We start from the raw sequence: 26,451 nt of genomic DNA on the forward strand, positions 1-26,451 counted from the left end.
GGTCGGCACCAGTGCCCCGAACGGGCTCGAACCGCGTGCACGCCGAGTGCAAGCCCGCGCAGGCACAGTTTCAGGACGAGCAGCGCGAGCAGGCCCTAGGCCCAGGAGCTCTCGAGCACCTCGCGGTGCGTGGGCAGCGCGGCGTCATAGACCGCGCGGCCCTTGTCGGTCAGGCAGACGAAGACGCTGCGCCGGTCGTTCTCGCAGGCCGAGCGCGAGACCAGGCCGTCCTTCTCGAGCCGGGTGATGGCGCGCGAGAGCGCGCTCTGGCTGAGGTGGATGTCGCCGGCGAGCTCGGCCATGCGGTACTTGCCGCAGTTGGCGTCGACCACCCGGTCGAGGGTCTCGAACTCGCTGAGCCCGATGCCGTGCCGGTCCTGGAGGGCCTTCTCGAGCGCACAGCTGACCGCGGCGTGCCGGTCGAGCAGCAGGCGCCACTCGGCGACCAGGGGGCTCGGGACGGCTGCCTTCGGCATGCCCGCATCCTAGCCAGGAGGCGAATTTTATGCAAACGCATTATTTGCGCTTGCATTGAATGCGTGCGCATGGAAACCTTCTGTGCCATGTCCTCGACATCCCTCACTCCCCCCGCCTCCGCCGGCGCGATCAGCTGGTCCCGGCGCACCTGGGGTCTGCTGATCACGCTCTGCGTGGTCCTCTTCCTCGACGGGCTCGACGTCTCCATGGTCGGCGTCGCCCTGCCCTCGATCGGCGCCGAGCTCGACCTGTCGACGTCCTCGCTCCAGTGGCTGATCAGCGGCTACGTCCTCGGGTACGGCGGCCTGCTCCTCGTCGGCGGACGCACGGCCGACCTCCTCGGCCGGCGGCGCGTCTTCCTCATCGCGCTGGCCGTCTTCGCCGTCGCCTCGCTGCTCGGCGGCCTGGTCAGCTCGGGCCCGCTGCTCATCGCGACCCGCTTCATCAAGGGCCTGGCCGCGGCGTTCACCGCCCCGACCGGCCTGTCGATCATCACGACCAACTTCGCCGAGGGCCCGGCCCGCAACAAGGCGCTGTCGATCTACACCGTCTTCGGCGCGGGCGGCTACTCCTCCGGCCTGCTCTTCGGCGGCCTGATGACCGGCATCGGCTGGCGCTGGACCTTCCTCCTGCCGGTGCCGATCGCGCTGCTGGCGCTCGTCGCGGCGTACTTCCTGGTGCCGCGCGACGAGGCGGCCGAGGAGGGCGGCCACGACCTGCTGGGCGCGCTCACCTCGGGCGCCGGCATGCTGCTGCTCGTCTACACCGTCGTCTCGGCGCCCGAGGTCGGCTGGGCCTCGGCCCGCACGATCGGCTCGTTCGTCGGCGTCGCCGCCCTGTTCGCGGCGTTCGTGACGATCGAGCGCCGGATCGCGCACCCGCTGATCCGGCTGGGCATCCTGCGCAAGTCCACCCTGGTCCGGGCGAGCATCGCGATCGTCGCGGTCGGCGGGTCCTACTTCAGCTGGCAGTTCATCGTGACCCTGTTCCTCCAGGACGGCCTGCGCTGGAGCCCGCTCGAGCTCGCCCTCGCCCTGCTGCCGATCGGCCTGATGGTGACCGCGTCCGCGATCTTCTCCGACAAGCTCGTCGACCGCTTCGGCAGCGGACCGATCATCGCGGTGACGATGTCGATCATGGCCGTGGGCTACCTGCTGTTCGTGCTGCGCCTCGACACCGCGCCGTCGTACGTCGGGATGCTGCTGCCCGCACTGCTCCTCATCGGCATCGGCTGGGTCGGCTTCCCGGCGATCAACATCCAGGCGACGAGCGGCATCGACGACGACGAGCAGGGTCTGGCCGCCGGCGTGCTGCAGACCTCGATGCAGGTCGGCGCCGCGATCGTCCTGGCCGTCACCACCGCGATCATCGCGTCCGGCGCGGGCGAGGCGGCCACGCCCACGGCCCTGCTCGACGGCTACCGACCGGGGCTGGCATTCGCAGCGGCGGTCAGCGCGGTCGGCGCGCTCGTGGCGATCGCCGGGCTCGCGCTGGAGCGGCGGTCCCGGCGCCAGGAGGGTCCGGCCCCGGTCGTCGCGACCGAGCCGGCCCTGGTCGACGCGGCCTGAGCCACGCCACCTCGCAGAACCGGCCCCCGACGCAGCGCGTCGGGGGCCGGTTCGTCACAGACCGAGGTCGGGCGTCCGCTCGGGCAGCAGGTCGACGACCGGCACCTCCAGCACCTCGCTGAGCGCGAGCAGCGTGCTGAGCTGCGGGTTCATCGGCCGCCCGGGGCGGGACTCGCCCTTCTCGAACTTCTGGTACGTGTAGCCCGCGATCCCGGCCAGGTGCGCGACCCGCTCCTGGCTCAGTCCCCGCGCGGCCCGCGCTCGCTGGAGGTTGACGCCGAGCTCGCGCGCGTACTGCTCGAAGGTGATCCGCCGTTTCGCCACGCTCCCATCATCGGGAGGTGACCACCTGCTTTCGACCACACGGGAATGGGAATCGCTGTCGCGAGAGCTCCGCTCAGCCGACCCCGGCCTGAGCCTCCGCGGTGACGGTGACGCCCTCGGCGAACTCGACGACCTGCTCGTCGGAGAGCCCGAGCGACTTCCACGCCTGGACGACGACACGGTGCTCGCCGTCGTCGTAGGTCAGCACCTGGGCGCCGTCCTCGGCCGTGCGCAGCCGGCCGTCGTGGTCGCCGACCCGGACCGGACGCCCCTCGGGCGGTGTGGTCACCGACTGCGACTCCAGCATCACGACCAGCTTGTCGCTGAACACGTCGAGCCCGCTGTGGTCGTCGGCCCGCGCCACGTTGAGGTTGTACGCCGTCGCCCCCTCGAGCACGAAGCCCGCCGGCACCTTGGTCACGACGAAGCCCGGCTGCTGCTGCCCGGTGTAGGCGACGAGCCGCGGCGCGTCGTTCGGCGCGGCGGTGATCGGCGCGGGCGCCGGCGTGCGGTCGGCGTTGACCGCGATGGTCCCGCCGACGACGGCCACGGCGGCCAGGCTGAGCCCGGCCGTGCCGCGCCGGAACGCGCGGCGGCGGGCGGCCCCGCGACCGCGGGCCACGTCGCGTCGTACGGTCTCGGCGGCGGGCTCCGCGCCGGGCGCGGCGAGCCGCGCGAGGCGGTCGGTGAGGTCGGTCATGGCTGATCTCCTTCGTGCAGGGATCCCGAGAGGGTGACGGGCTGCGGGAGGACCTCCCGCAGCTTGGCGAGACCGCGGGCCGTCTGGCTCTTCACCGTGCCGACGCTGCACCCGAGCGCGTCCGCGGCGTCCTCGACGCTGAGGTCGACGACATGACGCAGGACGACGGCCGCGCGCATCCGGTCCGGGAGCGCGGCGAGCGCCGCGACCAGCTCGGCGTCGACCGGGTCCGCCATGACCGCGCCGGCCCGGTCGGGCAGGTCGTCGGTCACCGTCTCCCGCGCGACGGCGGGACGGCGGCGGTGGTCGATGAAGGCGTTGACGAGCGACCGGCGCGCATAGGCGTCGACCGCACCGCGCCGCGAGGCCCGCCCCCACGCGAGGTAGAGCCGGACCAGGGTGCCCTGGACCAGGTCCTCGGCGAGGTGGACGTCGCCGGCGGTGAGCACCATCGCCGTACCGAGCAGGTGACTGCGCCGGCGCCGGACGAAGTCCTCGAACTCCGCGTCGCGGTTCTTCGGTCTCATGCTTCCTACACGGATGGCGCCTCCTCGGAGGTTGCACGTCCCCCGAGGAGATCCTCGCTCAGCCGTAGTGGCAGACGTAGCCGAGCGTCTCGGTCACCTCGATGTCGAACGACGAGTCGCCGGGCACGCTGAACGACTGGCCCGCGGCGTACTCCTGCCAGTCCTCGGACCCGGCCAGGCGGATCCGGCAGGCACCGGCGTTGAGCTCCATGACCTCGGGCGCCGCGGTGCCGAAGGTGAGCGAGGCCGGGAAGATCACGCCGGCCGACTTCCGGGTGCCGTCGGCGAGGAAGAAGGTGTGGCTGACGCAGGCACCGTCGAAGTAGATGTTGGCCTGCGGGTCGAGGGTCACGTTCTCAAAGGTCACGGGGCGAGAGCGTAGTGCGGGCGTACTCCAGCACCGCACACCCGTTGTCGAACGTGCGCACCTGCTCCAGCGTGAACGCCTCGGGCGCGAACGCCCGGTCGAGCATCCGCACCCCGTCACCGACGACGACCGGGTACTTCTTGACCACCAGCCGGTCGATCTCGGCGCTCACCTGACCGGCCAGCCGGCCGCCGCCGGCGAGCAGCACGCCGCGCGAGGACGGGTCGGCCTTGAGCCGGCGCACGACGTCGAGCGGCGCCTCCGCGGTGACCTCGACCGGGTCGCCGGCCGCGGGCAGCGAGCGGCTGACCACGACGGTGCGCAGGTGCGCGTAGGGGTCGAGCAGGCCCTCGGCGAGCGCCGGGTCGTAGGTGCGCCGCCCCATCACGACGGTGTCGAAGCGGGTCAGCGGCGCGTCGGCGACGCCGAACGCGGCACGCGCGGGCGTGGGCAGGGTGTCGGCGAACTCGCTCGCGAGGAAGCCGAGGAACTCCTCGGAGAGACCGAGGAAGTCGACCTCGTCCTGCGGGCCGGCGATGAAGCCGTCGAGGGTCACGCCGATGTAGTAGGTCAGCTCAGGCATGCCGGAGAGCCAACCACTACGTTTGAAGTACGTCAAGCGTCCTTGTTAGATGGCCCCTGATCCGGCAGGATGCCGCCATGGCCCGCAACCCCGCCCGTCGTACCGAGCTGCTCGACGCGGCCACCGACCTGCTCGCCGCGGTCGGCGCGCGCGGGCTGACCTTCCGGGGGGTCGACGAGCAGGCGGGCGCCCCGACCGGGACGACGTCGAACTACTTCCGCTCGCGCGAGGACCTGCTCCAGCAGCTGTGCGACCACGTCTTCACCCGGCTCGCGCCCGACCCGGCGTACGTCGCCGAGCGGCTCGCCGCCCCGCGGACCCGCGCGCTCGAGACGACCCTCATGCACGACCTGGTCGCGCGCGCGGACGCCGACAGGGCCGGTCACCTCGCGCTCTTCGAGCTGCGCCTGGAGGCGGCCCGCCAGCCCGCGCTGGGCGAGGTGGTCACGGCGCGCTTCCGGGCCAACCTGGAGGCGATCACCGCCGACCACGTCGAGGGCGGCTTCCCCGGCGGGCCCGAGGCGGCGCGGGCGCTCTACCTGGCGATGACCGGCTTCCTCTTCGAGCACCTGACCCTGCCGGGCCTGCACCCGGACAGCACCGAGCTCGTCACCGGGCTGGTCGAGCGGATCGTGCCCGCGGACTCCTAGCCCCGGGCCTCGCGGGCCTCGGCCTCGGCGACGAGCTGGCGGACCCGCTCGATCGTGCCCTCGCGCGAGCCCGCGATGTGCTCGGCCATCATCGCGCCGGCCCGCTCGGCGTCCCCGGCGCGGAGCACCGCGACCAGCTCGACGTGCTCGTGGTGCAGCCCGTGCGCGTCGACGTCCTGGCCGATCCGGAAGAGCTGGAGAGCGCGGCCCGAGAGCGAGCGGAAGATCGAGCCGAGGAGCGGGTTGCCGGCCGCGTCGACGACCGCCTCGTGGAACTCCATGTTGAGGTGGGTCGCCCGCTTGCGGTCGCCGGCCCGGGTCGCCTCCTGGGCCTCGACGATGAGCCGGTCGAGGCGCGCCAGGTCGACGTCGGTACGCCGCTCGGCGGCCGCCGTCGCCGCCATCGACTCCAGGCCGATGCGCACCTCGAAGAGGTGCAGCGCCGAGTCGGGGTCGAGCGCGGCCACCTGGGCGCCGCGGCGCGGGAGGACGGTGACCATCCCCTCGGCGGCGAGCTGCTGGATCGCCTCGCGCACGACGATCCGGGAGACGTCGAGCACCTCGGCGAGGTCGCGCTCGACCAGCCGCTCCCCCGGCGCCAGGCGGCGCTCGATGATCTGGTCGCGCAGCTCCTCGAGGACCAGGTCGCGCAGCGACCGGTACCGCGAGCCCAGCGTCTCCTCACCCGGCGTGACCGCCATGCCGACTCCTTTCGAGGCTTCTCCACAGTCTCAGATCTGAGACGAAAGGTACGCCCCCGGCATTTCGCCGGCCGGGCCCCCTGGGTCAGTGTGTCTCTTGCCACATCGTAGACCTACGATCTACGGTATACCAAATACCATCAGCCAAGGAGCGACATGCCTGCCTCCCTGCTCGTCCGCCAGGCGCGACTGCCCGGCCACGACGACCTCCAGGACGTCCTGGTCCGCGACGGAAGGATCGCCGCGATCGGCACCAGCGTCGCCGCGCCCCGCCCGGACGTCCTCGACGACGTCCCCGTCGAGGACGTCGCCGGCGCGCTCGTGCTCCCCGGCCTCATCGACGCCCACTGCCACGTCGACAAGACGCTGTGGGGCGGGCCGTGGGTGCCGCACGCGGCCGGGCCGCGCCTGGTCGACCGGATCGCCAACGAACGGGACCGGCGCACCGACCTCGGGCTGCCCTCCCCCGAGCACGCCGCCGACCTGCTCCGGCACATGGCCACCCTCGGGACGACCCGGGTCCGCACCCACACCGACGTCGACCCCGCGCTCGGCCTGGCCGGCATCGAGTCGGTCGCCAAGGCCGCCGACGCGGTCCGCGGGCTCGTGGACGTCGAGCAGGTCGCCTTCCCCCAGGACGGTGTCATCCGCCGGCCCGGCACGCTCGAGCTCCTCGAGGCCGCGCTCGACGCGGGCGCCACGACCCTCGGCGGCATCGACCCCGCCGGGGTCGACGACGACCCGCTCGGCCAGCTCGACGCGCTCTTCGAGATCGCCGCCCGCCGGGGCGCCGGCATCGACATCCACCTGCACGACACCGGCAGCCTCGGTGCCTGGCAGTTCGGCCTGGTCGCCCGGCGCACCGTCGCCTTCGGGTTGCAGGGCAAGGTCGCGCTCAGCCACGCCGACGCGCTCGGCACGGTCCCCGAGGACGAGCGGTTCCGGCTCATCGACCTGCTCGCCGAGTCCGGCGTCGCCGTCATCACCGCCGCCGTGTACGACGTACCGGTCCCCTCGGTGCGCGACCTCGCCGAGCGCGGCGTCACGCTCGCCTGCGGCAGCGACGGCATCCGCGACCTGTGGGGGCCCTACGGCAACGGCGACATGATCGAGCGCGCGATGCACGTCGCCTACCGCAACGGGCTGCGCCGCGACGAGGACATCGCCCTCGCCCTCGACTGCGCCACCACCGGCGCCGCCCACCTGCTCGGCCTCGACTCCTACGGCCTCGTGCCCGGCGCGCCGGGCGACCTGGTCGTCGTACCGGCGCGGACGGTCGCGGAGGCCGTCGTCGCCCGCCCCACCCGCTCCCTGGTCGTCAAGGACGGCCACGTCATCGCTCGCCACGGCGAGCTCGTCCACCCCACCCACCTGGAGTTCCCGTCATGAAGCACCTCCTCACCGGCACCGCCGTCGCCGCCCTCCTCGCCGTCGGCCTGAGCGCCTGCACCAACGCGTCCACCGACCCCGGCGCCACCGGGGGCGTCGACGTCCCCGACGCCTCGGACCAGGTCGACGTCGCGACCGACCAGGCCGCGGCCGACCTCCTGCCGGCCGACATCGCCAAGGCCGGCACGATCAAGGTCGCGATGGACGCGTCGTACCCGCCCTTCGAGATGTTCGCCCCCGACAACAAGACGATCGTCGGCTTCGACGCCGACTTCGCCACCGCCGTGGCGCAGAAGCTCGGCCTGAAGGTCGAGCTGGTCAACGCCGGCTTCGACACGATCCTCACCGGCCTCGCCGCCGGGCGCTACGACCTGGCCGAGTCGAGCTTCTCGATCACGCCGGAGCGGCAGCAGGTCGTCGACTTCGTGACCTACCTGCAGGGCGGCGCCGGGATCGCCGTACGGCCGGGCAACCCGGAGGACCTGTCGATGGACCCGATGGTGCTGTGCGGCCACAAGATCGCCGCGCAGAAGGGCACCACCCAGGCGATCGAGCAGCTGCCCGCCATCCGCCAGCAGTGCATCGACGCCGGCAAGGCGCCCGTCGAGCCCGAGCTGTTCCCGTCGCAGAACGACGCGATCCTCGCCCTCAACTCCGGCCGTGTCGACGGCATGATGGCCGACAGCACGGCGATCTCGTACCAGGGCGCCCTGGCCGGCGGGAAGTTCGAGCTCGCCCCCGGCGACATCTACGAGTCGCGCCCGACCGGCATCGCGCTGCCCAAGGACTCGCCGCTGCGCGCGGCCGTCGCCGCCGCCGTGACGTCGCTCTACGACGACGGCACCGTCGCGACGCTCACGAAGAAGTGGAACATCCCCGACACCAACCTCGCGCCGAACCCGGGGAGCTGACATGACCACCATGGCCCTCTCCCCCACCAGCGAGTACGTCGAGCTGACCACGGTCCGCCGCCGGCACCCGCTGCGCTGGGTCAGCGCGGTGCTGCTGGTCGCGCTCACCGCCTACGCGCTGCGCGACGTGTTCACCAACCCCAACTTCGGGTGGGACGTCGTCGGGCTCTACCTGCGCGACGTCTCGATCTTCCACGGCCTGGTGACCACGCTCCTGCTCACCGCGATCTGCATGGGGATCGGCATCCTGCTCGCCGTCCTGCTCGCGGTGATGAGGCTCAGCGCCAACCCCGTGGTGCGGAGCTTCGCCTTCGCCTACGTCTCGTTCTTCCGCGGGACGCCGGTCCTCGTGCAGCTGCTGTTCTGGTTCAACCTCGCCGCGCTCTACCCGGTGATCAGCTTCGGCCTGCCCGGCGTGCACCTCGACGCCAACACCCTCATCACGCCGTTCATCGCGGCCGTGCTCGGGCTGGGGCTCAACGAGGCGGCGTACATGTCGGAGATCGTGCGCGCCGGCATCCTCTCGGTCGACCACGGCCAGAACGAGGCGGCGTCCGCCCTCGGCCTGACCCGCGGCCAGACCCTGCGCCGGATCGTGCTCCCCCAGGCGATGCGCGTCATCGTCCCGCCCACCGGCAACGAGACCATCGGCATGCTCAAGACCACCGCGCTCGTCTCGGTGCTCGCCGTCCACGACCTGCTGTACTCCAGCCAGATCATCTACGCGAAGAACTTCCAGACCGTCCCGCTCCTCATCGTCGCGAGCATCTGGTACCTCGCCGTCACCACGGTCCTCGGCATCGGCCAGTACTACCTGGAGCGCCGCTACGCCCGCGGCAACCGCAACCTGCCGCCCACACCCCTGCAGCAGCTGCGCAAGTTCTTCCGCACCCACGCACCTGTCGAGAGGAGCAAGTCATGAGCACCACGGCCGTGGCCGCGCCCAAGGTACGCGCGGCCGGCGTACGCAAGTCGTACGGCAACCTGGAGGTCCTCAAGGGCATCGACCTCGTCGTCGAGCAGGGCGAGGTGCTCTGCCTGATCGGCCCCTCGGGCTCGGGCAAGTCCACCTTCCTGCGCTGCGTCAACCACCTCGAGGCCATCGACGGCGGCCGGCTCTGGGTCGGCGACACCACCGTCGGCTACGAGCAGCGCGGCACCAAGCTCTACGAGCTCAGCGACCGCGAGATCTGCCGCCAGCGCACCCAGGTCGGCATGGTTTTCCAGCACTTCAACCTGTTCCCCCACATGACCGTGCTGGAGAACCTCGTCGAGGCACCCCTGCGCGTGCTGCGCCAGCCTCGCCGCGAGGTCCGCGAGCGCGCCCTCGCCCTCCTCGGCCAGGTCGGGCTCGCCGAGAAGGCCAACGCCTACCCGCGCAGCCTCTCCGGCGGACAGCAGCAGCGCGTCGCCATCGCCCGCGCCCTGTGCATGCAGCCCAGCCTCATGCTCTTCGACGAGCCCACCTCCGCCCTCGACCCCGAGCTCGTCGGTGACGTCCTCGCCGTCATGCGCAACCTCGCCGAGACCGGCATGACGATGATCGTGGTCACCCACGAGATCGGGTTCGCGCGCGACGTGGCCGACCGGGTGGCGTTCTTCGACGGCGGCCAGATCGTCGAGGTCGGTCCGGCGGCGCAGGTGATCAGCGACCCGCAGCACCAGCGGACCCGGGAGTTCCTCGCGGCCGTGCGCTAGGGCCTCCTTCGCGGAACGCCTTCCCTGAACGACCCGGTCGGTCGTGGCCCGAGAGCGCGGCCGGCCGGGTCCACCAGCCCCCCCCCGCACTTCGGACAGCGCAAGGTGACGTGGCGGCTGGCCTCCGCGCCGACGTCCTCGTGGAGCGGCTTCGACGGCACGTTCCCGGCCGAGCTCTCCTCCGACGAGGCGGGCGAGGCCGTCGTGAGCTACGAGTACGACGCGTCGTACGGCTTCGGGGCGCCGGACTGGACCACGGAGTCCGACGAGGACAGCCTCTACGTCAATGCGACGGTCGACCTGGTGGATGGAGAGCCGCGGGTGACGTTCTCGTCGTACTGACGGGGGCGATCGCGGGCACATGCCGCAGGTCCAGGCCCAGCACCCCGACGACCGCGAGCAGCCCGAGCGCCAGCACCGCCGGTCCCACCCATCCGTACGTCGACCACGCGCTCGCCCCGAGGCTGCCGAACACCGACGAGCCGACGTAGTAGGCGCAGAGGTAGAACGCGGCTGCCTGGCTCGCGCTCGCACCGGCCGCGTGGGCCCGCACCGCGACCCAGCCGCTCGCGATGCCGTGGACCACGAAGAAGCCCATGGTCAGGCACGCCAGTCCCGCCACGATCGCGACCAGGCTGTGCGGGACGGTGAGGGCGACGCCCGCGATCGCGACGGCACAGCCCACCGGCAGCACCGCCCGCCGCCCGACCCGGTCTGCCCAGGCGCCGGAGACCGCCGCACTGACCGACCCGAGCGGGTACACCAGGTAGAGCAGGCTGATCGCCCCCAGACCGAGATGGTGCGGTCCCCCGACCAGGCGGAAGCCGAGCGCGTTGAACACCACCACCAGCGCACCCACCGAGCACGCCCCGACGACGTACAGGCGGCGCAGGACGGGATCCGCCAACGCCGCCCGCGACATCTCCCCCAGCGCGAGCTCCTGGCGCCGGCGTCCCCGGAAGTTGCGGGACGGCGGCAGGGTCAGCGTCACCGCGACCGCGCAGACCAGGCTCAGCACCGCGGCCGCACCGAGACCCCAGCGCCAGTCGAGCGCCTCGGTCACCGGCGCGGTCAGGACCCGGCCCACCATGCCGCCGAGCGCCGTACCGCCGATGTAGACGCCGGCCGCCCGCGCCTGTGCCGACGCGTGCAGCTCCTCACGGAGGTACGCCGTCGCCACCGCCGGCAACCCCGCCAGCACCAGACCCTCGACGAAGCGCAGCACCAGCAGGGCATCCCACGACCACGCGAACGGGCACAGCAGCGCGACGAGGCTCGACAGCCAGACCGCACCGACGATCATCCGGGTCCGCCCGACCACCTCAGAAGCCGGACCGGCGACCAGCAGCCCCAGCGCCAGTCCCGCCGTGGTCAGCGACATCGACAAGGTCGCCTGCGCCGGCGTCACCCCGAAGTCGTCGTGGAAGGCGGGCAGCAGCGCCTGGGTGTCGTACAGCAGGACGAAGGTGACCATCCCCGCACACACCATCGCCGCCATGGTCCGCCGGTACGCGGCCGATCCACGCAGATGTCCCTCATGCACCCGACCAGCGTGCGCCGTCCACGATCATGCGTCCAATGCGATTGACGCTGGCCCTCCATACGCTTCGCGTATTCTCGTCGCGTGCGCATCCGAGACCTCGAGTGGCTGGTCGCACTGGCCGACCACCAGCACGTGACCGACACCGCCGCGATCCTCGGCGTCACCCAACCCACGCTCTCCCGAGCTCTCGCGCGCGCCGAGGACGAGCTCGGCGTACGCCTCTTCGAGCGCGTGCCCGACGGCCTCACCACCACCCCCAACGGCGCCTTCGTCGTCGACGCCGCCCGCGACCTCGTCGCCCGCTACCGCCAGATGACCACCGAGATCGAGACCCGCCTCGACCCCGACCGCGGCATCGTCCGCCTCGCCTTCCTCGACTCCATGGCGACCTCCCTGGTCCCCCGCATCCTCCGCGGCTTCCACCACCAGGCCCCCGGCGTCCGCGTCGAGCTCTCCCAAGAACCCGCCCACGCCATGCTCCGCGACCTCAACGCCGGCACCGTCGACCTCGCCATCACCTCCGGCCGCCCCGACGGCGACTTCGGCTGGATCACCCTCCAGCACGAACGCCTCGTCCTCATCGTCCCGCCCACCCACCGCCTCCGCACCCGCAAGCGCATCGACCTGCGCGACCTCACCTCCGAAGAGCTCGTCACCACCCCCCTCGGCTTCGGCTTCCGCACCCTCGTCGACGGCCTTCTCGCCGACGCCGGCATCACCCTGCCCGTGTCCTTCGAGAGCGCCGACCTCGCGACCATCGAAGGTCTGGTCGCCGCGGGGCTCGGGGTGGCCGTCGTACCGGAGGCGTTCGCGGGAGTCTCCGGCACCGTCGGCATCGCGCTCACCGGGGCGAACGCGCGGCGCAGTGTGGGGATGACGTGGCGGACGGATCGGGGGCTGGAGCCGGCGGCGGAGCGGTTCCGGGAGTTCGTGGTGGGTGAGGCGCCGTACGGGACCAGTGGCATGGATCGGCAGAACACCACATAGGTGTGCTCGAAGGCGGGCCAGAACTCGTCAAGGCTTGCCTTCGTGTCGACAACCATGACCGGGACGCCCGGCCCCTTCGCTCGTAGGTCCCTCGTTGAGCAAGGCTGACTACTACTTCGGGGAACTCGAGGGGCATCCGGTCGGCTCCACCTATGCCAGCCGGGCAGAGGCCATGGCCGCTGGGATTCACCGGTTCGCGATGCAGGGCATCTCAGGGAGCGCCGGCATCGCCGCCAACTGCATTGCGCTCAGCAAGGGCTACGTCGACGACGAAGACCATGGCGATTGGATCCTTTACACGGGCGCCGGCGGCAAAGACCCGAAGACGGACCGGCAGATCGCCGACCAAGAGATCACCCAGTACCACAACGCCTCACTCGTCTATAGCGAGGAAGGCGGTCTCCCCGTCAGGGTCCTTCGCGGGCACAAGGGCGAGAAGCCCTACGCCCCCAAGGTCGGCTTTCGCTACGACGGCCTCTACCAGGTCACCCGGCATTGGGCCGAGCAAGGCCGCGATGGCTTCCGCATCTGGCGCTTCCACCTCGTCCGCCTGACCCCTGACGAGGCGCGTCCCTGGACACCGGCCGGTCAGCGGCCCGCCACCGGACCCGTCGGCGACGCCGACTTCCGAGCCGACGTAGCTCCCCCTACCAGCGTCACCTACGAGCCCTCCGCCGAGGCACCAGCGGGTAACCCGGCACCGCATCGCGCAACCGGAATCGTGCAGCGGATCGTCCGCTCCAGCAGGGTCGCGAAGTACATCAAGGAACTGCACGGACATCGCTGCCAGGTGTGCGGTCTCAACTTGGATCTCCCGGTGGCGCCCTACAGCGAAGGCGCACACATCCGCGCCCTAGGAATGCCCCACAACGGACCCGACACCCACGACAACGTGCTCTGCCTGTGCCCCAACCACCACGTGCTGCTCGACAAGGGCGGCATCTATCTTGACGACCACCTCATCGTGCGCGACCACGCAGGCAATGAGCTCGGTCCCCTCACGGTGGTCAACGGCCACGACGTGAGTCTCACCCACGTTCGCTACCACCGCGAGCACCACGGTTTCGCGTCCTAGCTAGGAACGCGCAACGGCCCGGCCCCTCACTGAGGGACCGGGCCGTTGGACGTGCTAGCTCAGCTGCAGCCGCTGGTGCTGCCGCAGCCCTCGCACACGTAGCACGAGCCGGCCGGCCGCATCTTCGTGCCGCAGGTCATGCACAGCGGGCTGTCGACCGCGTGGCCGGTGATCTGCTCGAGGAGCTCGGCCGTGGTCTTGGCGACCTTGACCTCGGGGGCGCCGGCGAGGGGGTCCTCGTCGGCGACCTCGACGACCTCGGCCTCGACCGGGGCGGTCTTGGCGACGGGGGCGGTGTCGACGAGCTCGGAGGCGTTGCCGGTCTCCTCGACGGGCTCGTACGAGCCGGTCTCGAGGTGGCGCTGGCGCTCGTCGGCGGAGTAGATGCCGAGGGCGGCGCGCTCGTCGAAGGACAGGTAGTCCAGGGCCAGGCGGCGGAAGACGTAGTCCATGATCGACTGCGCCATCCGGACGTCCGGGTCGTCGGTGAGGCCGGCGGGCTCGAAGCGGAGGTTGGTGAACTTCGAGACGTAGGTCTCGAGCGGGACGCCGTACTGGAGGCCGATGGAGACGGCGATCGAGAAGGCGTCCATCACGCCGGCCAGGGTGGAGCCCTGCTTGCCGAGCTTGAGGAAGATCTCGCCGAGGGCGTTGTCGTCGTGGGCGCCCGAGGTCATGTAGCCCTCGGCGCCGGCCACGGTGAACGACGTGGTGCGGGCCTGGCGGGACTTCGGGAGGCGCTTGCGGGTGGGGGCGTAGACGATCTTCTCGACGACCTTCTCGACGACCTTGCCCTCGGCAGCGGCGTCGGCAGCGTCGGCGGCGTCCTTCTTGGCCTTGCCGCCGCCGTCGGCCAGGGGCTGGCCGACCTTGCAGTTGTCGCGGTAGATCGCGGTGGCCTTGAGGCCGAGCTTCCACGACTCGAGGTAGATCTGCTCGATGTCCTCGACGGAGGCCGACTCGGGCAGGTTGACCGTCTTGGAGATGGCGCCGGAGAGGAAGGGCTGGCAGGCGGCCATCATCAGGACGTGGCCCATCGGCTTGAGCGAGCGCTCGCCCATGGCGGTGTCGAAGATCTCGTAGTGCTCCGGCTTGAGGCCGGGGGCGTCGACGACGTGGCCGTGCTCGCCGATGTAGGCGACGATCGCCTCGACCTTCTCGCTGTCGTAGCCCAGCTTCTTGAGGGCGCGCGGGATGGTCTGGTTGACGATCTGCAGCGAGCCGCCGCCGACGAGCTTCTTGAACTTCACCAGGGAGAAGTCGGGCTCGATGCCGGTGGTGTCGCAGTCCATCATGAAGCCGATGGTGCCGGTCGGCGCGAGCACGGAGGCCTGGGCGTTGCGGAAGCCGTTGGTCTTGCCGAGCTCGACGACCTGGGCCCACTCCTCGGTGGCCAGCTTGTGGACCTCGGCGTCGGCGATGTGGAGGGTGCGGACGTCGTCGTTGGCCGCCTGGTGCTTGCGCATGACGCGCTGGTGGGCCTCGGCGTTGCGGGCGTAGCCGGCGTAGGGGCCGACGATCGCGGCGAGCTCGGCCGAACGACGGTACGACGTACCGGTCATCAACGAGGTGACGGTCGCGGCCATCGCGCGGCCACCCTCGGAGTCGTAGCCCAGGCCCATGGCCATGAGCAGCGCGCCGAGGTTGGCGTAGCCGATGCCGAGCTGGCGGTAGTCGCGGGTGGTCTCGCCGATGGGCTCGGTCGGGAAGTCGGCGAAGCAGATCGAGATGTCCATCGCGGTGATGATCAGCTCGACGGCCTTCGCGAACAGCGGGGCGTCGAAGGTGTCGTCCTCGCGCAGGAACTTGAGCAGGTTGAGCGAGGCGAGGTTGCACGAGGAGTTGTCGAGCGACATGTACTCCGAGCACGGGTTGGACGCGGTGATCCGGCCGGTCTCGGGGTTGGTGTGCCAGGCGTTGATCGTGTCGTCGTACTGCAGGCCCGGGTCGGCGCAGGCCCAGGCGGCCTCGCTGATCTTGCGGAACAGGCCGCGGGCATCGACGGTCTCGATGACCTCGCCGGTCATCCGGGCGCGCAGGCCGAAGTCGGTGCCGGCCTCGACGGCGCGCATGAACTCGTCGTTGACGCGCACCGAGTTGTTGGCGTTCTGGTACTGGACCGAGGTGATGTCCTTGCCACCGAGGTCCATGTCGTAGCCGGCGTCGCGCAGGGCGCGGATCTTGTCCTCCTCGCGCCACTTGGTCTCGACGAACTCCTCGATGTCGGGGTGGTCGACGTCGAGGACGACCATCTTGGCCGCACGACGCGTCGCGCCGCCCGACTTGATGGTGCCCGCCGAGGCGTCGGCGCCGCGCATGAAGGAGACCGGGCCGGACGCCGTACCGCCGCTGCTGAGGAGCTCCTTGGAGGAGCGGATCCGGGAGAGGTTCAGGCCGGCGCCGGAGCCGCCCTTGAAGATGAAGCCCTCTTCCTTGTACCAGTTCAGGATCGAGTCCATCGAGTCGTCGACGGAGAGGATGAAGCACGCGGAGACCTGCTGGGGAGCGGTCGTGCCGACGTTGAACCACACCGGGGAGTTGAAGGAGAAGTACTGGTGCACGAGCAGCCAGGTCAGCTCGTGCTCGAAGACCTCCGCGTCCGCCACGCTCGCGAAGTAGCCGTGCTCCTTGCCCGCCTTGACGTACGTCGACACGACCCGGTCGATGAGCTGCTTGAGGCCGCGCTCCCGCTCCGGGGTGCCGACCGCGCCGCGGAAGTACTTGGTGGTGACGATCGTGGAGGCGTTGAGCGACCAGAAGTCGGGGAACTCCACACCGAGCTGCTCGAAGACGGTCTCGCCCGTCTTCCAGTTGGTCTGGACGACGTCCCGACGCTCCCAGGTGATCTCGTCGTAGGGGTGGGTGCCCTCGGTGCTGAAGACGCGGTCGATCTTCAGGCCCTTGCCGGATGCGGCGCCTGCGGCGGTCGGGTTGCTGGCCGTCTCGGTCATGACTCTCCTGGTCTCCTGGTGTGCGACGTGGCGGGGGTCGGCGGTGCGGCGATGGATGCGCGCTCTGGGGAAGGGTGGTGGCCCGGCAGGCAGCTTCCCCACTACCTGCCGGGCGTTCGTGGTCAGCCCGTCGGGGCTGAGGCGGTCGCGAGACCGCCCGGGGCTCCGCCCGACTCGCTCTGCAGCTGGCGCTCGGCACGCAGCAGGGCGATCTCGTTCTCGAAGTCCGCCGCGGAGTCGAACCCGCGGTAGACGGAGGCGAAGCGGAGATAGGCCACCTCATCGAGGCGGCGCAGGGGCGAGAGGATCGCGAGGCCCACCTCGTGGGCCGCGATCTCGGGGCTGCCGGCGAGTCGCAGCTGGTCCTCGACCTCCTGGCCCAGGCGGGCCAGGTCGTCCTCGTCGACCGGGCGGCCCTTGCAGGCCTTCCGGACGCCGGCGACGGCCTTGTCGCGCGTGAACGGCTCGGTCGCGCCGGAGCGCTTGAGCACGGTCAGCTGCATGGCCTCGACGGTCGTGAACCGCTTCTCGCACGCAGGCGACTGGCAGACCCGGCGACGCCGGATCGAGCAGCCGTCCTCGGATACCCGGGAGTCGAGGACCTTGGTGTCGTTGTGCTTGCAGTACGGACAGTGCATGGTTCCTCCTCCCGAGTCGGCGCTTGTGGACAAAGGGGCTTCCCCTGTGCACAAACGAGGATGTTTCTGTGTACTTCACGCCAGGTCCTGTGGACCTATATGTGGAGAACTACATCGTTGTAACTACTAGATGTAGTGGTAACCGTACGCCCCGGACACGACGGACGCAAGACCGCGCCCCGGCCTGTCGCGCGGACCCGCTCAGCACGCCTGAAACACGCCGGGATTTGCGTGCGGGACCGGTCTGGACGTCGTACGCGGAGGGCGTCGGGAGGGCGATTCGAGGGCCTCCGGGGAGCCTGTGGATCGACGAGGTGCGCCCTAGACGGAGGGTTGCCGACCCATTCCACCCACCCATCAGCAACAATGACCGCCGTGGCAGGAGGAAAGCGGGCCGGCGATCGGACGAAGGCGCGATTCCGCCCTGCCCTGCTCCTGCTCGCGGCCGGGATCACGTTCGCCCTGGTCGCCTGGGGGTACCTGGTGCTCGCCGCCATCGACTTCGGCGCGACCGCCCGCCACGACGACAAGACCGGCGCCTGGGCGCTGCTCGTGGTCGCCTCGGCGGGCGCCATGCTCTGCCTGTTCCTGGCGTTCATGCTGGCCGCGCGGTTCTCGCGAGCACTCGGCCTGACCTCCGCGCCGGACCCGAAGCCCAAGCGCGACCCCGACGCCCCCAAGGGCGGCAAGCGCGCCGCTCGCTGACGGTCGGCCCGGCCGCCCAGCCCGGGCTCGCCCCGACACGACGCGCCTCGAGACGCCGCGACGCCACCAGCGGCGCCGGGCGGCGCCGGGAACGGCCCGGCAGGGCGCGGCAGGGCGCGGCCCGGCAGGGTGCGCGGGGGGGTTGCGGCCCCACTCGCGCGGCCTGCCCCGGCCTGGCCGCCCAGCAACCCGGCACCGCGCGAACGACGACTGCGAGCGCGGCAGCGCGTCGAGAGGGCCTCCCCGGCAGCTTGCTGCCGCCTCTCAGCCCGAAGACGCGCTCGCGCCAAAAACGCGAGCGGCGGGATCCGGGTGAGGTCGGTCGACCGGATCCCGCCCCTCGTCTTCCCCAACTCCGCTGGGGTCGAGTCAGCGGAGAAGTTCAGGTGGCGGCTCAGCTGTCGGCGGGGACGCGGAGGTCCTGGCCGACGTAGACGGTGCCGCCGTCCAGCGCGTTGAGCTGCTCGATGCGCTGCATCATGTCGCGCACGTCGTCGCCGGTCGTGGCGGCGGCGTCGCTGGCGATGTCCCACAGGGTGTCGCCGGGGGCGACGGTGATGACGTCGACCTCGGCGGGCGCGGGGGCGGCGTCGCGGGAGGCGGCGGAGCCGGCGGCGAGCCAGATCGCGGCGGCGACGACCGCGGTGAGCGCGAAGAGGAAGACCACGAGGCGTCCACGGCGGGTCAGCCGGACCTGTCCGGTGCGGCGCACGGCAGGCGCAGCCGTACGACGGGCGGGGGCGACGCGCGGGGCAAGGGTGACGGTGCTCATGGTGAACCTCCGGGGGAAGTGGACGGATCCCTGTTTGTAGTCAGGGGGTCCGACGGAAGTCGTCTCGATCAGGTGTTCGATCGAACGTGTGTACGAGACTAGATCATGTGTTCGAACAAATCCAGCCCTCGTTCGAAAATCCGTTCGAGAGTCTTCGGCGGGCTCGCGCAGGCAAGAGCCGACACGCCCGTTCGAACACGTGTTTGAAAAGGGGCGGCGACTTCGGTTAGCGTCGTCACACCGTCCCGGTTCGGGCCGGGCCGCAAGACCGTCGCCGATCTGGAGGGCACCACCCATGGCTGACCGCAAGGCCGACAAGCAGGCCGCCAAGCAGGCGAGCAAGGTCACCGAGCTGCCCGACGGCCCGGCGGACGCCACCGGACTCACGCCGCGCCAGCAGCGGGTCCTGGCCCACATCAAGGACAGCATCGAGAAGCGCGGCTACCCGCCGAGCATGCGCGAGATCGGTCAGGCCGTCGGCCTGACCAGCACCTCCAGCGTCGCCCACCAGCTGCGCACCCTCGAGGAGAAGGGCTACCTCAAGCGCGACCCCAACCGGCCGCGCGCCCTCGAGGTGTTCCTGCCCGAGGTGATGGCGGCCCGGCGCGCCATCGGCAACGTCGAGGACCCCGACCGCCCGGCCTACGACGAGACCGGCATCGGCGACGCCGCGCCGGTCCCGGCCAACGTGCCGGTCGTCGGCCGGATCGCCGCGGGTGGCCCGATCCTGGCCGAGGAGCGGGTCGAGGACGTCTTCCCGCTCCCCCGCCAGCTCGTCGGCGACGGCCAGCTGTTCCTGCTCGAGGTCAGCGGCGAGTCGATGATCGAGGCCGCGATCTGCCACGGCGACTACGTGGTGATCCGCCAGCAGCCGACCGCCGAGAACGGCGAGATCGTCGCGGCTATGATCGACGGCGAGGCGACCGTCAAGACCTTCCAGCGCAAGGACGGTCAGGTGTGGCTGCTGCCGCACAACCCGGCCTTCGAGCCGATCGACGGCACCCACGCGACCATCCTCGGCAAGGTGACCGCCGTCCTTCGGCGGGTCTGAGCGCTCGGTGACGTAGGGTCAGGGGGTCTTGTCGTCCAGGCGAAAGCCCGATCTTCCCCATGACTTCTCGCAGCCGCTTCCCCCGCGCCGCGTTCCTCGTCCCGTCCCTGCTGACCGCGCTGCTGGTGGTCCCGCTCACCGGCGCCGCGGCGCAGGCCGAGACGGGCAGCCCGGTGCCGCCGACCGACCTCACGGGTCTGGTCGTGGACCCGCTGACCGGCACGCTCGCTCCGGCGACCGCGGCTGACCCGGCTGATCCGGCCGCGCCGGTCGACCCGCAGGCCGAGGCCGAGGCGGCGCTCGAGACGGTCCAGGGCATCATCGACCCGGCCACGCCGGTCACGACGACCGACAGCAACGATCTGACCCTGGCGCTGGCCGACCTGGCCACCACCCGCGACGACCTGCCCAGCGGCCTCAAGAAGGACGCCGCCCGGCTGCTCGCCCGGCCCAACCCGAACGACCCGGCCGGCGGCATCGAGTGCACCTCAGGCTCCGGCCTGCCCTGCTACGGCAGCGTCCCCGAGGCCCCCTCGGTGTGCGAGAACGGCATCTGCGTCCACTACGTCGCCTCCGGCGTCAACGCCGCGAGCGGCGCCTGGGCCGCCGACGTCCTCGACGTCATGCAGTACGTCGCCGGTCGCTACGCGACCGCCGGCTACCGCAAGCCGCTCTCCGACGGTGCCGCCGGCATGTCCAGCGGCGGCGTCGGCAATGTCAACGGCGCGTTCGACGTCTACCTCGCCGACCTCGGGAAGTACGGCCTCTACGGGTACTGCACCACCGACCGCCAGGTCGGCGGCCACGGCACCGCCCCGGCCTACTGCGTGCTCGACAACGACTACTCGGCCGCCGAGTTCGGCCGGGCCCACACGCCGACCGAGAACCTCCAGGTCACCGCGGCCCACGAGTACTTCCACGCCGTCCAGTTCGCCTACGACATCGGCGAGGAGCGCTGGATGATGGAGGCGACCGCGACCTGGGCCGAGGACGAGCTCTACGACAACGTCAACGACAACCGCCAGTTCCTCAGCAGCGGTCCCCTGGGCCGCCCGGCGCAGGCGATGACCAACGCCAACGGGGCCTACGGCGCCTGGATCTTCTTCCGCTACCTCAGCGAGCGCTTCCCGACGCCGGCCGGCGGGATGCCGGTGATCATCCGCGACATCTGGAACCGGGCCGCCGGCACGACCGACGCCCGGACCGCGCTCAACCGCACGCTGGCCGCGCGCAACACCGAGCTGCGCAAGCAGTTCGGCTGGTTCACCGCGTGGAACCGGCGCCCGGCGGCGTACTACTCCGAGGGCTCGGCCTACCGGGCGGCGCCGCTGTGGCGCTCGTACCGGCTGACCATGGGCCGCAGCGTCTCGGCGCGCACCGACATCAACAAGCTGGCCTCGCGCACGGTCCGCTACAAGAGCGCGCTGCAGCGCGCCGGGCGGCTGCGGGTCGACGTCAACCTCAGCTCGCGCAACGCCGGCGCCTTCGCGATCGTCACGATCAAGCAGAAGAACAAGCCGGCTGTGACCCGCAAGGTCAAGATCAACGCCAAGGGCGACAAGCGGGTGGTCTACCCGTTCGGCCGCAACGTCCAGTGGGTCGAGATCAACCTGTCGAACTCCGGCAACAAGACCCGTGCGGCCAAGATCAGCGCTCGCGTGATCCGCTGACCTCGGCCAGCCGGGTCAGGGCCGACCGCACGACCGCAGGGTCGGTGGTCGGCCACATCGGCGGCAGGCTCGCCTTCAGGAACGACCCGTAGCGCGCGGTCGCCAGCCTCGGATCGAGGACGGCGACCACGCCTCGGTCGTCCGTGGTGCGGATCAGCCGGCCCGCGCCCTGGGCGAGCAGCAGCGCGGCGTGGGTCGCGGCGACCTGCATGAAGCCGTTGCCGCCCGCCTTGTCGGCCGCCTTCTGGCGCGCGCTCATCAGCGGGTCGTCGGGTCGCGGGAACGGGATCCGGTCGATGATCACCAGCTGGCAGGTGTCCCCCGGTACGTCGAGCCCCTGCCACAGGCCCAGCGTGCCGAACAGGCAGGTGTAGGGGTCCTCGACGAACTGCCGGGCCAGCTCGGGCAGCTGCGCCTCGCCCTGGGCGAGCGTGGTCAGGTGGGGCAGTGCCTTGCGGACGTGCTCGGCCGCGGCCTCGGCCGCGCGGCGGCTGGAGAACAGGCCGAGGGTACGGCCGTCGGCGGCATCGATGAGCTCGGTGATGGCGTCGAGCTGGGCCGGGCCGAGGCCGTCGCGTCCGGGCGGCGGGAGGTGCCGGGCGACGTAGAGGATGCCCTGCTTGGGGTAGTCGAACGGGCTGCCCACGTCGAGGCCCCGCCAGGGCTGGGCGTCGTCGGGCCAGTCCGCGCGCGGGGCGGCGGCGTCGACCCGCTCGGACGGCTTGAGGCCGACCGAGCCGGCCACGGTCGAGAAGTCGCCGCCGAGCATGAGCGTCGCCGAGGTGAGCACCACGGTGTTGTCGGCGAGCAGCCGGTCGCGCATCTGGCCCCAGACCTGGAGCGGCGCGACGCAGAGCATCGGCGGGATCCGGTCGGTGCCCTCGGTGCGCCAGAGCACGTCGGCCTCGGAGAAGGCGGCCATCCGCTCGGCGGTGGTGAGCACCTCCTGGACCATGCCCTTGGCCTGGGTGAGCGCCGCGTCGGGCTCGCTGCCCGACTCCGCCTTGGGGTACGCCGACAGGCAGGCGCGCGCCGCGTCCCGGACCAGCGTGAGCGCGTCGGCGAGGTCCTCGGGCACCCGCTCGAAGCGTCCGGTCGGCGCATCGGTGATCGCCGCGCGCAGCGCGTCGGCGGCATCGGCGAGGTCGTCGCCCTCGCTGCCGTCGACGTGGCGGATGCTGCGTCGCGCGGCCCGCTCGACCTCGGCCGCCCAGAGCTCGTCGGTGGCGGCCTGGGTGACCCGTGCGGCGAGCTCGTGGGCCTCGTCGATCACCACGGCGTCGTACTCGGGGATCATCGGGATGCCCTCGATCGCGTCGATCGCGAGCAGGGAGTGGTTGGTGACGATGAGGTGGGACTTGTGCGCCTTCTCCTTGGCCCGCTCGGCGAAGCACTCCTCGCCGAAGGCGCACTTGCTCGCGCCGACGCACTCGCGGGCGGTGACGCTGACCTGGCGCCACTCCTTGTCGGTGTGGCGCGGGGCGTCGTCCCGCTCGCCGGTGCGGCCCTTCTCGGAGGCCTGCTCGGCCCACTCGCGCAGCGCGAGGACCTTGCGCCCGAGGGCGCCGAGCGCGGCCTCGGCCTGGATCAGCTCGCCCTGCTCGTCGGGCGCGCCCTCGCGGACCCGGTGCAGGCAGGCGTAGTTGGAGCGCCCCTTGAGCACCGCGTACGACGCGTCGACGCCGGGTGTCGTCCCGACCGCCTTGACCAGGCGGGGCAGGTCGCGCTCGACGAGCTGGTGCTGGAGCGCCAGGGTGGCGGTGGCGATGACGACGCGCTGGTCGTGGAGGAGCGCGGGGACGAGGTAGCCGAGCGACTTTCCGGTACCGGTGCCGGCCTGGACGAGGAGGTGCTCCTTGTCTGCGAAGGACTCCGCGACCGCCTCGGCCATCGCCAGCTGACCATCGCGCTGCTGGCCGCCGAGGGCCGCCACCGCCGACGCGAGGAGCTCGCGGACGGGCGGGGTCTGCACGGCGGCGCGAGTGGTCACCGGAGAACCCTAGATGGTCCGGCGCCGCCGCTTGCGCGCCCCTCCACAGGGGCGCCCGGCTCAGCGGAACGGACCGTCCCGGATCACCCCGGCGAGCTCGTCGGCGGTGATCGTGTGCGGGTCGACGTCGGCCAGCCACCAGGTGGCACCGGCCTGGGCGAACGCCGCGAGGTCGGCCGTCCCGGGCAGCGGTACGGCGACCTCGTACGGCGTCGCAGCGGTCCCCGCCTCGGTCCGCAGCACGTCGATCCGGGCGAGGGCCGTGACGAGCTGGTCGGGCTGCTCGAGGTTGACGGGGACGAAGCCGTCGGCCCGTGCTGCCCGCTCGAGCGGGCGCCGGTAGCCGGGGAACCCGGCCGTCCAGATCGGGATCTCGCCCCGGACCGGGCGCGGGAGGAAGGTGACATCGTCGATGGTGCACCAGTCGGCGTCGTACCGGACCGGATCGCCGGACCACGCCGTGCGCAGGATCGTGATCGTGTCGTCGAGCATCGCGGCCCGGCGCCGGTCGTCGACCTCCTCGCCGAACCGGGAGAACTCCTCGCCGAACCGGTCGCTGCCGAGGCCCGCGCCGAGGACCAGGCGGCCGCCGCTGAGCAGGTCGAGCGTGACGCTCTGCCGGGCCAGGACCTGGGGCCGGCGGCGCGGCAGGGCGCTCACCATCGGGCCCAGCCGGACCGAGGTGGTCGCGGTGGCGACCGCGGCGAGGGTGGTCCACGGGTCGGCGACGGCCTGGACCGGAGTCCGCCAGCGCACGTGGTCCCAGACGAAGAAGCCGTCCCAGCCGTGCTCCTCGGCCGCTACGGCCAGCCGGACGACGACCGCAGGGTCGGCGAGCTCGTCGAACAACGGGACCCAGACGGCCGACTTCATGGACCGACGCTAGACGCCGGGGACGCCGAGCGCACGGACCCGGTCCGCGACGGCCTCGCCGAACACGCGCTGGCCCGCCGCGTCAGGGTGCAACCGGTCGCGTTGGTAGGTCAGCTCGACCCCCACCAGCGACAGGTACGGCGTCGCGTGGGCCGCCGCGAGCCGGGCCAGCTCGGCGTCGACCGCCCGCACCGTGCCGGCCGGCCGCTCGGGCGCCGGCGGTGGTCCGACGACGAGCACCGGGCGGTCCCCGAGGACCCCCATCAGCCGGTCGAAGCCGGCGGCGAGCGCGGCGATCGGCTGGTCGTAGTCGTTGAGCCCGCCCTCGACCACGACGAGCGCGGTGCCCGGGCGCAGCGCGGACCGGGCCCGCACGGCATAGGAGACGTCGCCGCAGCCGCTCGCAGCGGCGCTGAACCCGCTGCCCGAGAAGCCGTCGACCCGCACCCGGCCGGGCAGCCGTACCGGCCAGGACTGGTCGGGCCGCAGCCCGGCGCCGACCGCGTAGGAGTCGCCGATCACCAGCACCTCGGGTCCGCTGCCGGTGACGAGCGCGGCGCGGGCGTCGGCCCGCTCCCGGACCGCGCCGCAGTGGTCGCCGCGGGCACCCGCCCGGGCCCACACGGTCAGGCTGACCGCGGCGGTGAGGACCACGGCGAGCACACCGAGCGTGACCCGGCGCCGCCCCGGCCCCACCACGGCGTCAGACCGCGTAGGCGGCGAGCTCGCCGGCGAGCGCCTCGGTGGCGCGGCCGGTGACCCGGGTGCCCTCGGCGGTGTGCTCGAGCGTGCCGATCTCGCCGTCCTTGTGGATCCGGTCGATGAGGTCGCCGCGCGCGTAGGGCACGAGCGCGGTGAACTCGACCTGCGGGCGCGGGAGGTCGGCCTCGATCGCCGCGATGGCGGCGGCGATGCCCTCGCCCGTGCGCGCCGAGACGGCGACGGAGTGGGGCTCGCGGCGCAGCAGCCGGTCGACCACCAGCGGGTCGGCCGCGTCGGTCTTGTTGATGATGACGAGCTCGGGGACGTCGCCGGCCTCGATGTCGGCGAGCACCTCGCGCACCGCGGTCAGCTGGCCCTCGGGGTCGGGGTGCGAGCCGTCGACGACGTGCACGATGAGGTCGGCGTCGGCGACCTCCTCGAGCGTCGAGCGGAAGGCCTCGACGAGCTGGTGCGGCAGGTGCCGGACGAAGCCGACGGTGTCGCTCATCGTGTAGATGCGCCCGTCCCCCGTCGTCGTACGACGGGTGGTCGGGTCGAGCGTCGCGAACAGCGCGTCCTCGACGAGCACGCCCGCACCGGTGAGCCGGTTGAGCAGGGAGGACTTGCCGGCGTTGGTGTAGCCGGCGATCGCCACGGAGGGGATCTCGTTGCGACGGCGCTCCTGGCGCTTGGTGTCGCGGGTGCCCTTCATGACCTTGAGCTCGCGGCGCAGCTTGGCGATCTTGTCGTTGATCCGGCGCCGGTCGGTCTCGATCTTGGTCTCACCGGGACCACGGCCACCGATGCCGCCGCCGTCGGCGCCGACCCGGCCACCGGCCTGGCGGGACAGGTTGCCGCCCCAGCCGCGCAGCCGCTGCTTCATGTAGCTGAGCTGGGCGAGCTCGACCTGGGCCTGGCCCTCCTTGGACTTCGCGTGCTGGGCGAAGATGTCGAGGATCAGCGCAGTCCGGTCGACGACCTTGACCTTGACCTTGTCCTCGAGGTTGCGCAGCTGGCTCGGCGCGAGCTCGCCGTCGCAGATCACGGTGTCGGCGCCGGTCGCCTGCACGATCTCGCGCAGGCCCTCGACCTTGCCGCGGCCGATGTAGGTCGCCGGGTCGGGCGACTGGCGGCGCTGGTAGATCGCGTCGAGCACCTCGGAGCCGGCCGTCTCGGCGAGCAGCGCGAGCTCGGCCATGGCGTTCTCGACGTCGGCCACGGTGCCCTCGGTCCACACGCCGACGAGCACGACGCGCTCGAGGCGGAGCTGGCGGTACTCGACCTCGGTGATGTCCTCGAGCTCGGTGCGCAGGCCGGCCACGCGGCGCAGCTCGTGGCGCTCGACCAGGTCGAGGTCGCCGGTGGTCAGGTCCTCGGCCTCCTCGGGGTCGGCGTCGGCGTAGCCGGAGACCCAGCCGTCGTCGTCGCCGTCCGCCGCGTCGGCGTCGTCGATCGGGTCGGTCAGGTCGTCGGGGTCGTCCCAGCCCTCGGTGGCGCGCAGCGCGGCAGCGAGGGAGAAGTCTTCAGCATGGTTCGTCATAAGCGTCTCCAGGGTAACGACGCCGCCGAGCCGATGCTTCCCGTTTATCGGCGGTGGCC

General features: G+C 71.8%; 27 protein-coding genes. 12 read left to right on the top strand and 15 right to left on the bottom strand.

All coding sequences use genetic code 11. The features are described 5' to 3' along the window. Window positions 1-95 precede the first annotated feature (95 nt). Window positions 96-476: a MarR family winged helix-turn-helix transcriptional regulator gene (locus CCO04_RS06250; protein ID WP_215813257.1), complete on the bottom strand. Its 381-nt coding sequence runs from the start codon at window positions 474-476 to the stop codon at window positions 96-98. A gap of 87 nt (window positions 477-563) precedes the next feature. On the opposite strand from CCO04_RS06250, the gene CCO04_RS06255 reads away from it, so the two are divergent. After that, a complete protein-coding gene (locus tag CCO04_RS06255; protein ID WP_215813258.1) occupies window positions 564-2,045 on the top strand; it encodes an MFS transporter in 1,482 nt (493 codons plus the stop codon). A gap of 54 nt (window positions 2,046-2,099) precedes the next feature. Here the strand turns inward: CCO04_RS06255 and CCO04_RS06260 are convergent, their stop codons facing one another. The 5 genes from CCO04_RS06260 to CCO04_RS06280 all read right to left on the bottom strand — a co-directional run bounded on the left by CCO04_RS06260 (window position 2,100) and on the right by CCO04_RS06280 (window position 4,546). Then, entirely contained in the window at window positions 2,100-2,369 is a 270-nt protein-coding gene (locus tag CCO04_RS06260) for a helix-turn-helix domain-containing protein (RefSeq protein ID WP_215813259.1), read from the bottom strand. 73 nt (window positions 2,370-2,442) lie between these two features. Further along, window positions 2,443-3,069, bottom strand: coding sequence for a hypothetical protein (locus CCO04_RS06265; RefSeq protein WP_215813260.1), 627 nt, complete (start codon window positions 3,067-3,069; stop codon window positions 2,443-2,445). After that, complete coding sequence (locus tag CCO04_RS06270; protein ID WP_215813261.1) at window positions 3,066-3,596, bottom strand: SigE family RNA polymerase sigma factor; 531 nt, start codon at window positions 3,594-3,596, stop codon at window positions 3,066-3,068. The genes CCO04_RS06265 and CCO04_RS06270 overlap by 4 nt, the downstream gene beginning before the upstream one ends. A gap of 58 nt (window positions 3,597-3,654) precedes the next feature. Further along, window positions 3,655-3,963: a pyrimidine/purine nucleoside phosphorylase gene (locus CCO04_RS06275; RefSeq protein WP_215813262.1), complete on the bottom strand. Its 309-nt coding sequence runs from the start codon at window positions 3,961-3,963 to the stop codon at window positions 3,655-3,657. After that, a complete protein-coding gene (locus CCO04_RS06280) occupies window positions 3,953-4,546 on the bottom strand; it encodes a dihydrofolate reductase family protein (RefSeq protein ID WP_215813263.1) in 594 nt (197 codons plus the stop codon). Before CCO04_RS06280 ends, CCO04_RS06275 begins: the two co-directional genes overlap by 11 nt. 77 nt (window positions 4,547-4,623) lie before the next feature. On the opposite strand from CCO04_RS06280, the gene CCO04_RS06285 reads away from it, so the two are divergent. Continuing rightward, a complete protein-coding gene (locus CCO04_RS06285; RefSeq protein ID WP_215813264.1) occupies window positions 4,624-5,196 on the top strand; it encodes a TetR/AcrR family transcriptional regulator in 573 nt (190 codons plus the stop codon). Here the strand turns inward: CCO04_RS06285 and CCO04_RS06290 are convergent. Further along, entirely contained in the window at window positions 5,193-5,897 is a 705-nt protein-coding gene (locus tag CCO04_RS06290) for a GntR family transcriptional regulator (RefSeq protein ID WP_215813265.1), read from the bottom strand. The two genes, CCO04_RS06285 and CCO04_RS06290, sit on opposite strands and share 4 nt — an antisense overlap. A 156-nt stretch (window positions 5,898-6,053) precedes the next feature. Here CCO04_RS06290 and CCO04_RS06295 point away from each other — a divergent pair, with 156 nt between their 5' ends. From CCO04_RS06295 to CCO04_RS06315, 5 genes are all read left to right on the top strand, one after another. After that, on the top strand, window positions 6,054-7,286 hold the full coding sequence (locus tag CCO04_RS06295) for an amidohydrolase (RefSeq protein ID WP_215813266.1): 1,233 nt from the start codon (window positions 6,054-6,056) through the stop codon (window positions 7,284-7,286). Then, complete coding sequence (locus tag CCO04_RS06300; RefSeq protein WP_215813267.1) at window positions 7,283-8,197, top strand: ABC transporter substrate-binding protein; 915 nt, start codon at window positions 7,283-7,285, stop codon at window positions 8,195-8,197. The genes CCO04_RS06295 and CCO04_RS06300 overlap by 4 nt, the downstream gene beginning before the upstream one ends. A 1-nt stretch (window position 8,198) precedes the next feature. Then, window positions 8,199-9,119 (top strand): amino acid ABC transporter permease, encoded by a 921-nt coding sequence (locus CCO04_RS06305; protein WP_215813268.1) that lies wholly within the window; start codon window positions 8,199-8,201, stop codon window positions 9,117-9,119. Continuing rightward, a complete protein-coding gene (locus tag CCO04_RS06310; protein ID WP_215813269.1) occupies window positions 9,116-9,895 on the top strand; it encodes an amino acid ABC transporter ATP-binding protein in 780 nt (259 codons plus the stop codon). Before CCO04_RS06305 ends, CCO04_RS06310 begins: the two co-directional genes overlap by 4 nt. Window positions 9,896-10,000: 105 nt before the next feature. Further along, a complete protein-coding gene (locus CCO04_RS06315; RefSeq protein ID WP_215813270.1) occupies window positions 10,001-10,237 on the top strand; it encodes a hypothetical protein in 237 nt (78 codons plus the stop codon). Here the strand turns inward: CCO04_RS06315 and CCO04_RS06320 are convergent. Then, complete coding sequence (locus CCO04_RS06320; protein WP_215813271.1) at window positions 10,179-11,393, bottom strand: MFS transporter; 1,215 nt, start codon at window positions 11,391-11,393, stop codon at window positions 10,179-10,181. The genes CCO04_RS06315 and CCO04_RS06320 overlap by 59 nt on opposite strands. Window positions 11,394-11,519: 126 nt before the next feature. Here CCO04_RS06320 and CCO04_RS06325 point away from each other — a divergent pair, with 126 nt between their 5' ends. Further along, on the top strand, window positions 11,520-12,425 hold the full coding sequence (locus CCO04_RS06325; protein WP_215813272.1) for a LysR family transcriptional regulator: 906 nt from the start codon (window positions 11,520-11,522) through the stop codon (window positions 12,423-12,425). Window positions 12,426-12,519: 94 nt separating this feature from the next. Beyond that, window positions 12,520-13,500 (top strand): YDG/SRA domain-containing protein, encoded by a 981-nt coding sequence (locus tag CCO04_RS06330; protein WP_215813273.1) that lies wholly within the window; start codon window positions 12,520-12,522, stop codon window positions 13,498-13,500. 59 nt (window positions 13,501-13,559) lie between these two features. Here CCO04_RS06330 and CCO04_RS06335 read toward each other — a convergent pair whose 3' ends face one another. Further along, window positions 13,560-16,451, bottom strand: a complete 2,892-nt coding sequence (locus CCO04_RS06335; RefSeq protein WP_215813274.1) for a vitamin B12-dependent ribonucleotide reductase — start codon at window positions 16,449-16,451, stop codon at window positions 13,560-13,562. A 122-nt stretch (window positions 16,452-16,573) separates the two neighbouring features. Continuing rightward, window positions 16,574-17,089 carry a transcriptional regulator NrdR gene (gene nrdR / locus CCO04_RS06340; RefSeq protein ID WP_215813275.1) on the bottom strand — a complete coding sequence of 172 codons (516 nt, stop codon included), beginning with the start codon at window positions 17,087-17,089 and terminating at the stop codon, window positions 16,574-16,576. 375 nt (window positions 17,090-17,464) lie between these two features. Here nrdR and CCO04_RS06345 point away from each other — a divergent pair, with 375 nt between their 5' ends. Next, window positions 17,465-17,794 carry a hypothetical protein gene (locus CCO04_RS06345; protein WP_215813276.1) on the top strand — a complete coding sequence of 110 codons (330 nt, stop codon included), beginning with the start codon at window positions 17,465-17,467 and terminating at the stop codon, window positions 17,792-17,794. A 394-nt stretch (window positions 17,795-18,188) separates the two neighbouring features. Here CCO04_RS06345 and CCO04_RS06350 read toward each other — a convergent pair whose 3' ends face one another. Beyond that, window positions 18,189-18,566: a LysM peptidoglycan-binding domain-containing protein gene (locus CCO04_RS06350; protein ID WP_215813277.1), complete on the bottom strand. Its 378-nt coding sequence runs from the start codon at window positions 18,564-18,566 to the stop codon at window positions 18,189-18,191. A gap of 295 nt (window positions 18,567-18,861) precedes the next feature. On the opposite strand from CCO04_RS06350, the gene lexA reads away from it, so the two are divergent. Next, a complete protein-coding gene (gene lexA / locus CCO04_RS06355) occupies window positions 18,862-19,617 on the top strand; it encodes a transcriptional repressor LexA (RefSeq protein WP_215813278.1) in 756 nt (251 codons plus the stop codon). A 59-nt stretch (window positions 19,618-19,676) separates the two neighbouring features. Next, entirely contained in the window at window positions 19,677-21,287 is a 1,611-nt protein-coding gene (locus CCO04_RS06360) for an MXAN_6640 family putative metalloprotease (protein ID WP_215813279.1), read from the top strand. Here the strand turns inward: CCO04_RS06360 and CCO04_RS06365 are convergent. Genes CCO04_RS06365 through hflX form a run of 4 tightly spaced genes read right to left on the bottom strand, consistent with a single transcriptional unit; the run spans window position 21,265 to window position 26,392 of the window. Then, entirely contained in the window at window positions 21,265-23,277 is a 2,013-nt protein-coding gene (locus CCO04_RS06365) for an ATP-dependent DNA helicase (protein WP_374196972.1), read from the bottom strand. The two genes, CCO04_RS06360 and CCO04_RS06365, sit on opposite strands and share 23 nt — an antisense overlap. A gap of 60 nt (window positions 23,278-23,337) precedes the next feature. Then, window positions 23,338-24,150 carry an LLM class flavin-dependent oxidoreductase gene (locus CCO04_RS06370; RefSeq protein WP_215813280.1) on the bottom strand — a complete coding sequence of 271 codons (813 nt, stop codon included), beginning with the start codon at window positions 24,148-24,150 and terminating at the stop codon, window positions 23,338-23,340. A 9-nt stretch (window positions 24,151-24,159) separates the two neighbouring features. Next, entirely contained in the window at window positions 24,160-24,849 is a 690-nt protein-coding gene (locus CCO04_RS06375; RefSeq protein ID WP_215813281.1) for an SGNH/GDSL hydrolase family protein, read from the bottom strand. 4 nt (window positions 24,850-24,853) lie between these two features. Next, the gene (gene hflX / locus CCO04_RS06380) at window positions 24,854-26,392 is read right to left on the bottom strand and encodes a GTPase HflX (RefSeq protein WP_215813282.1); all 1,539 of its coding nucleotides are present in this window, start codon (window positions 26,390-26,392) and stop codon (window positions 24,854-24,856) included. Window positions 26,393-26,451 lie beyond the last annotated feature (59 nt).

The sequence above is a fragment of the Pimelobacter sp. 30-1 genome (assembly GCF_018831735.1).
In the GTDB taxonomy this organism is placed as follows: domain Bacteria; phylum Actinomycetota; class Actinomycetes; order Propionibacteriales; family Nocardioidaceae; genus Nocardioides.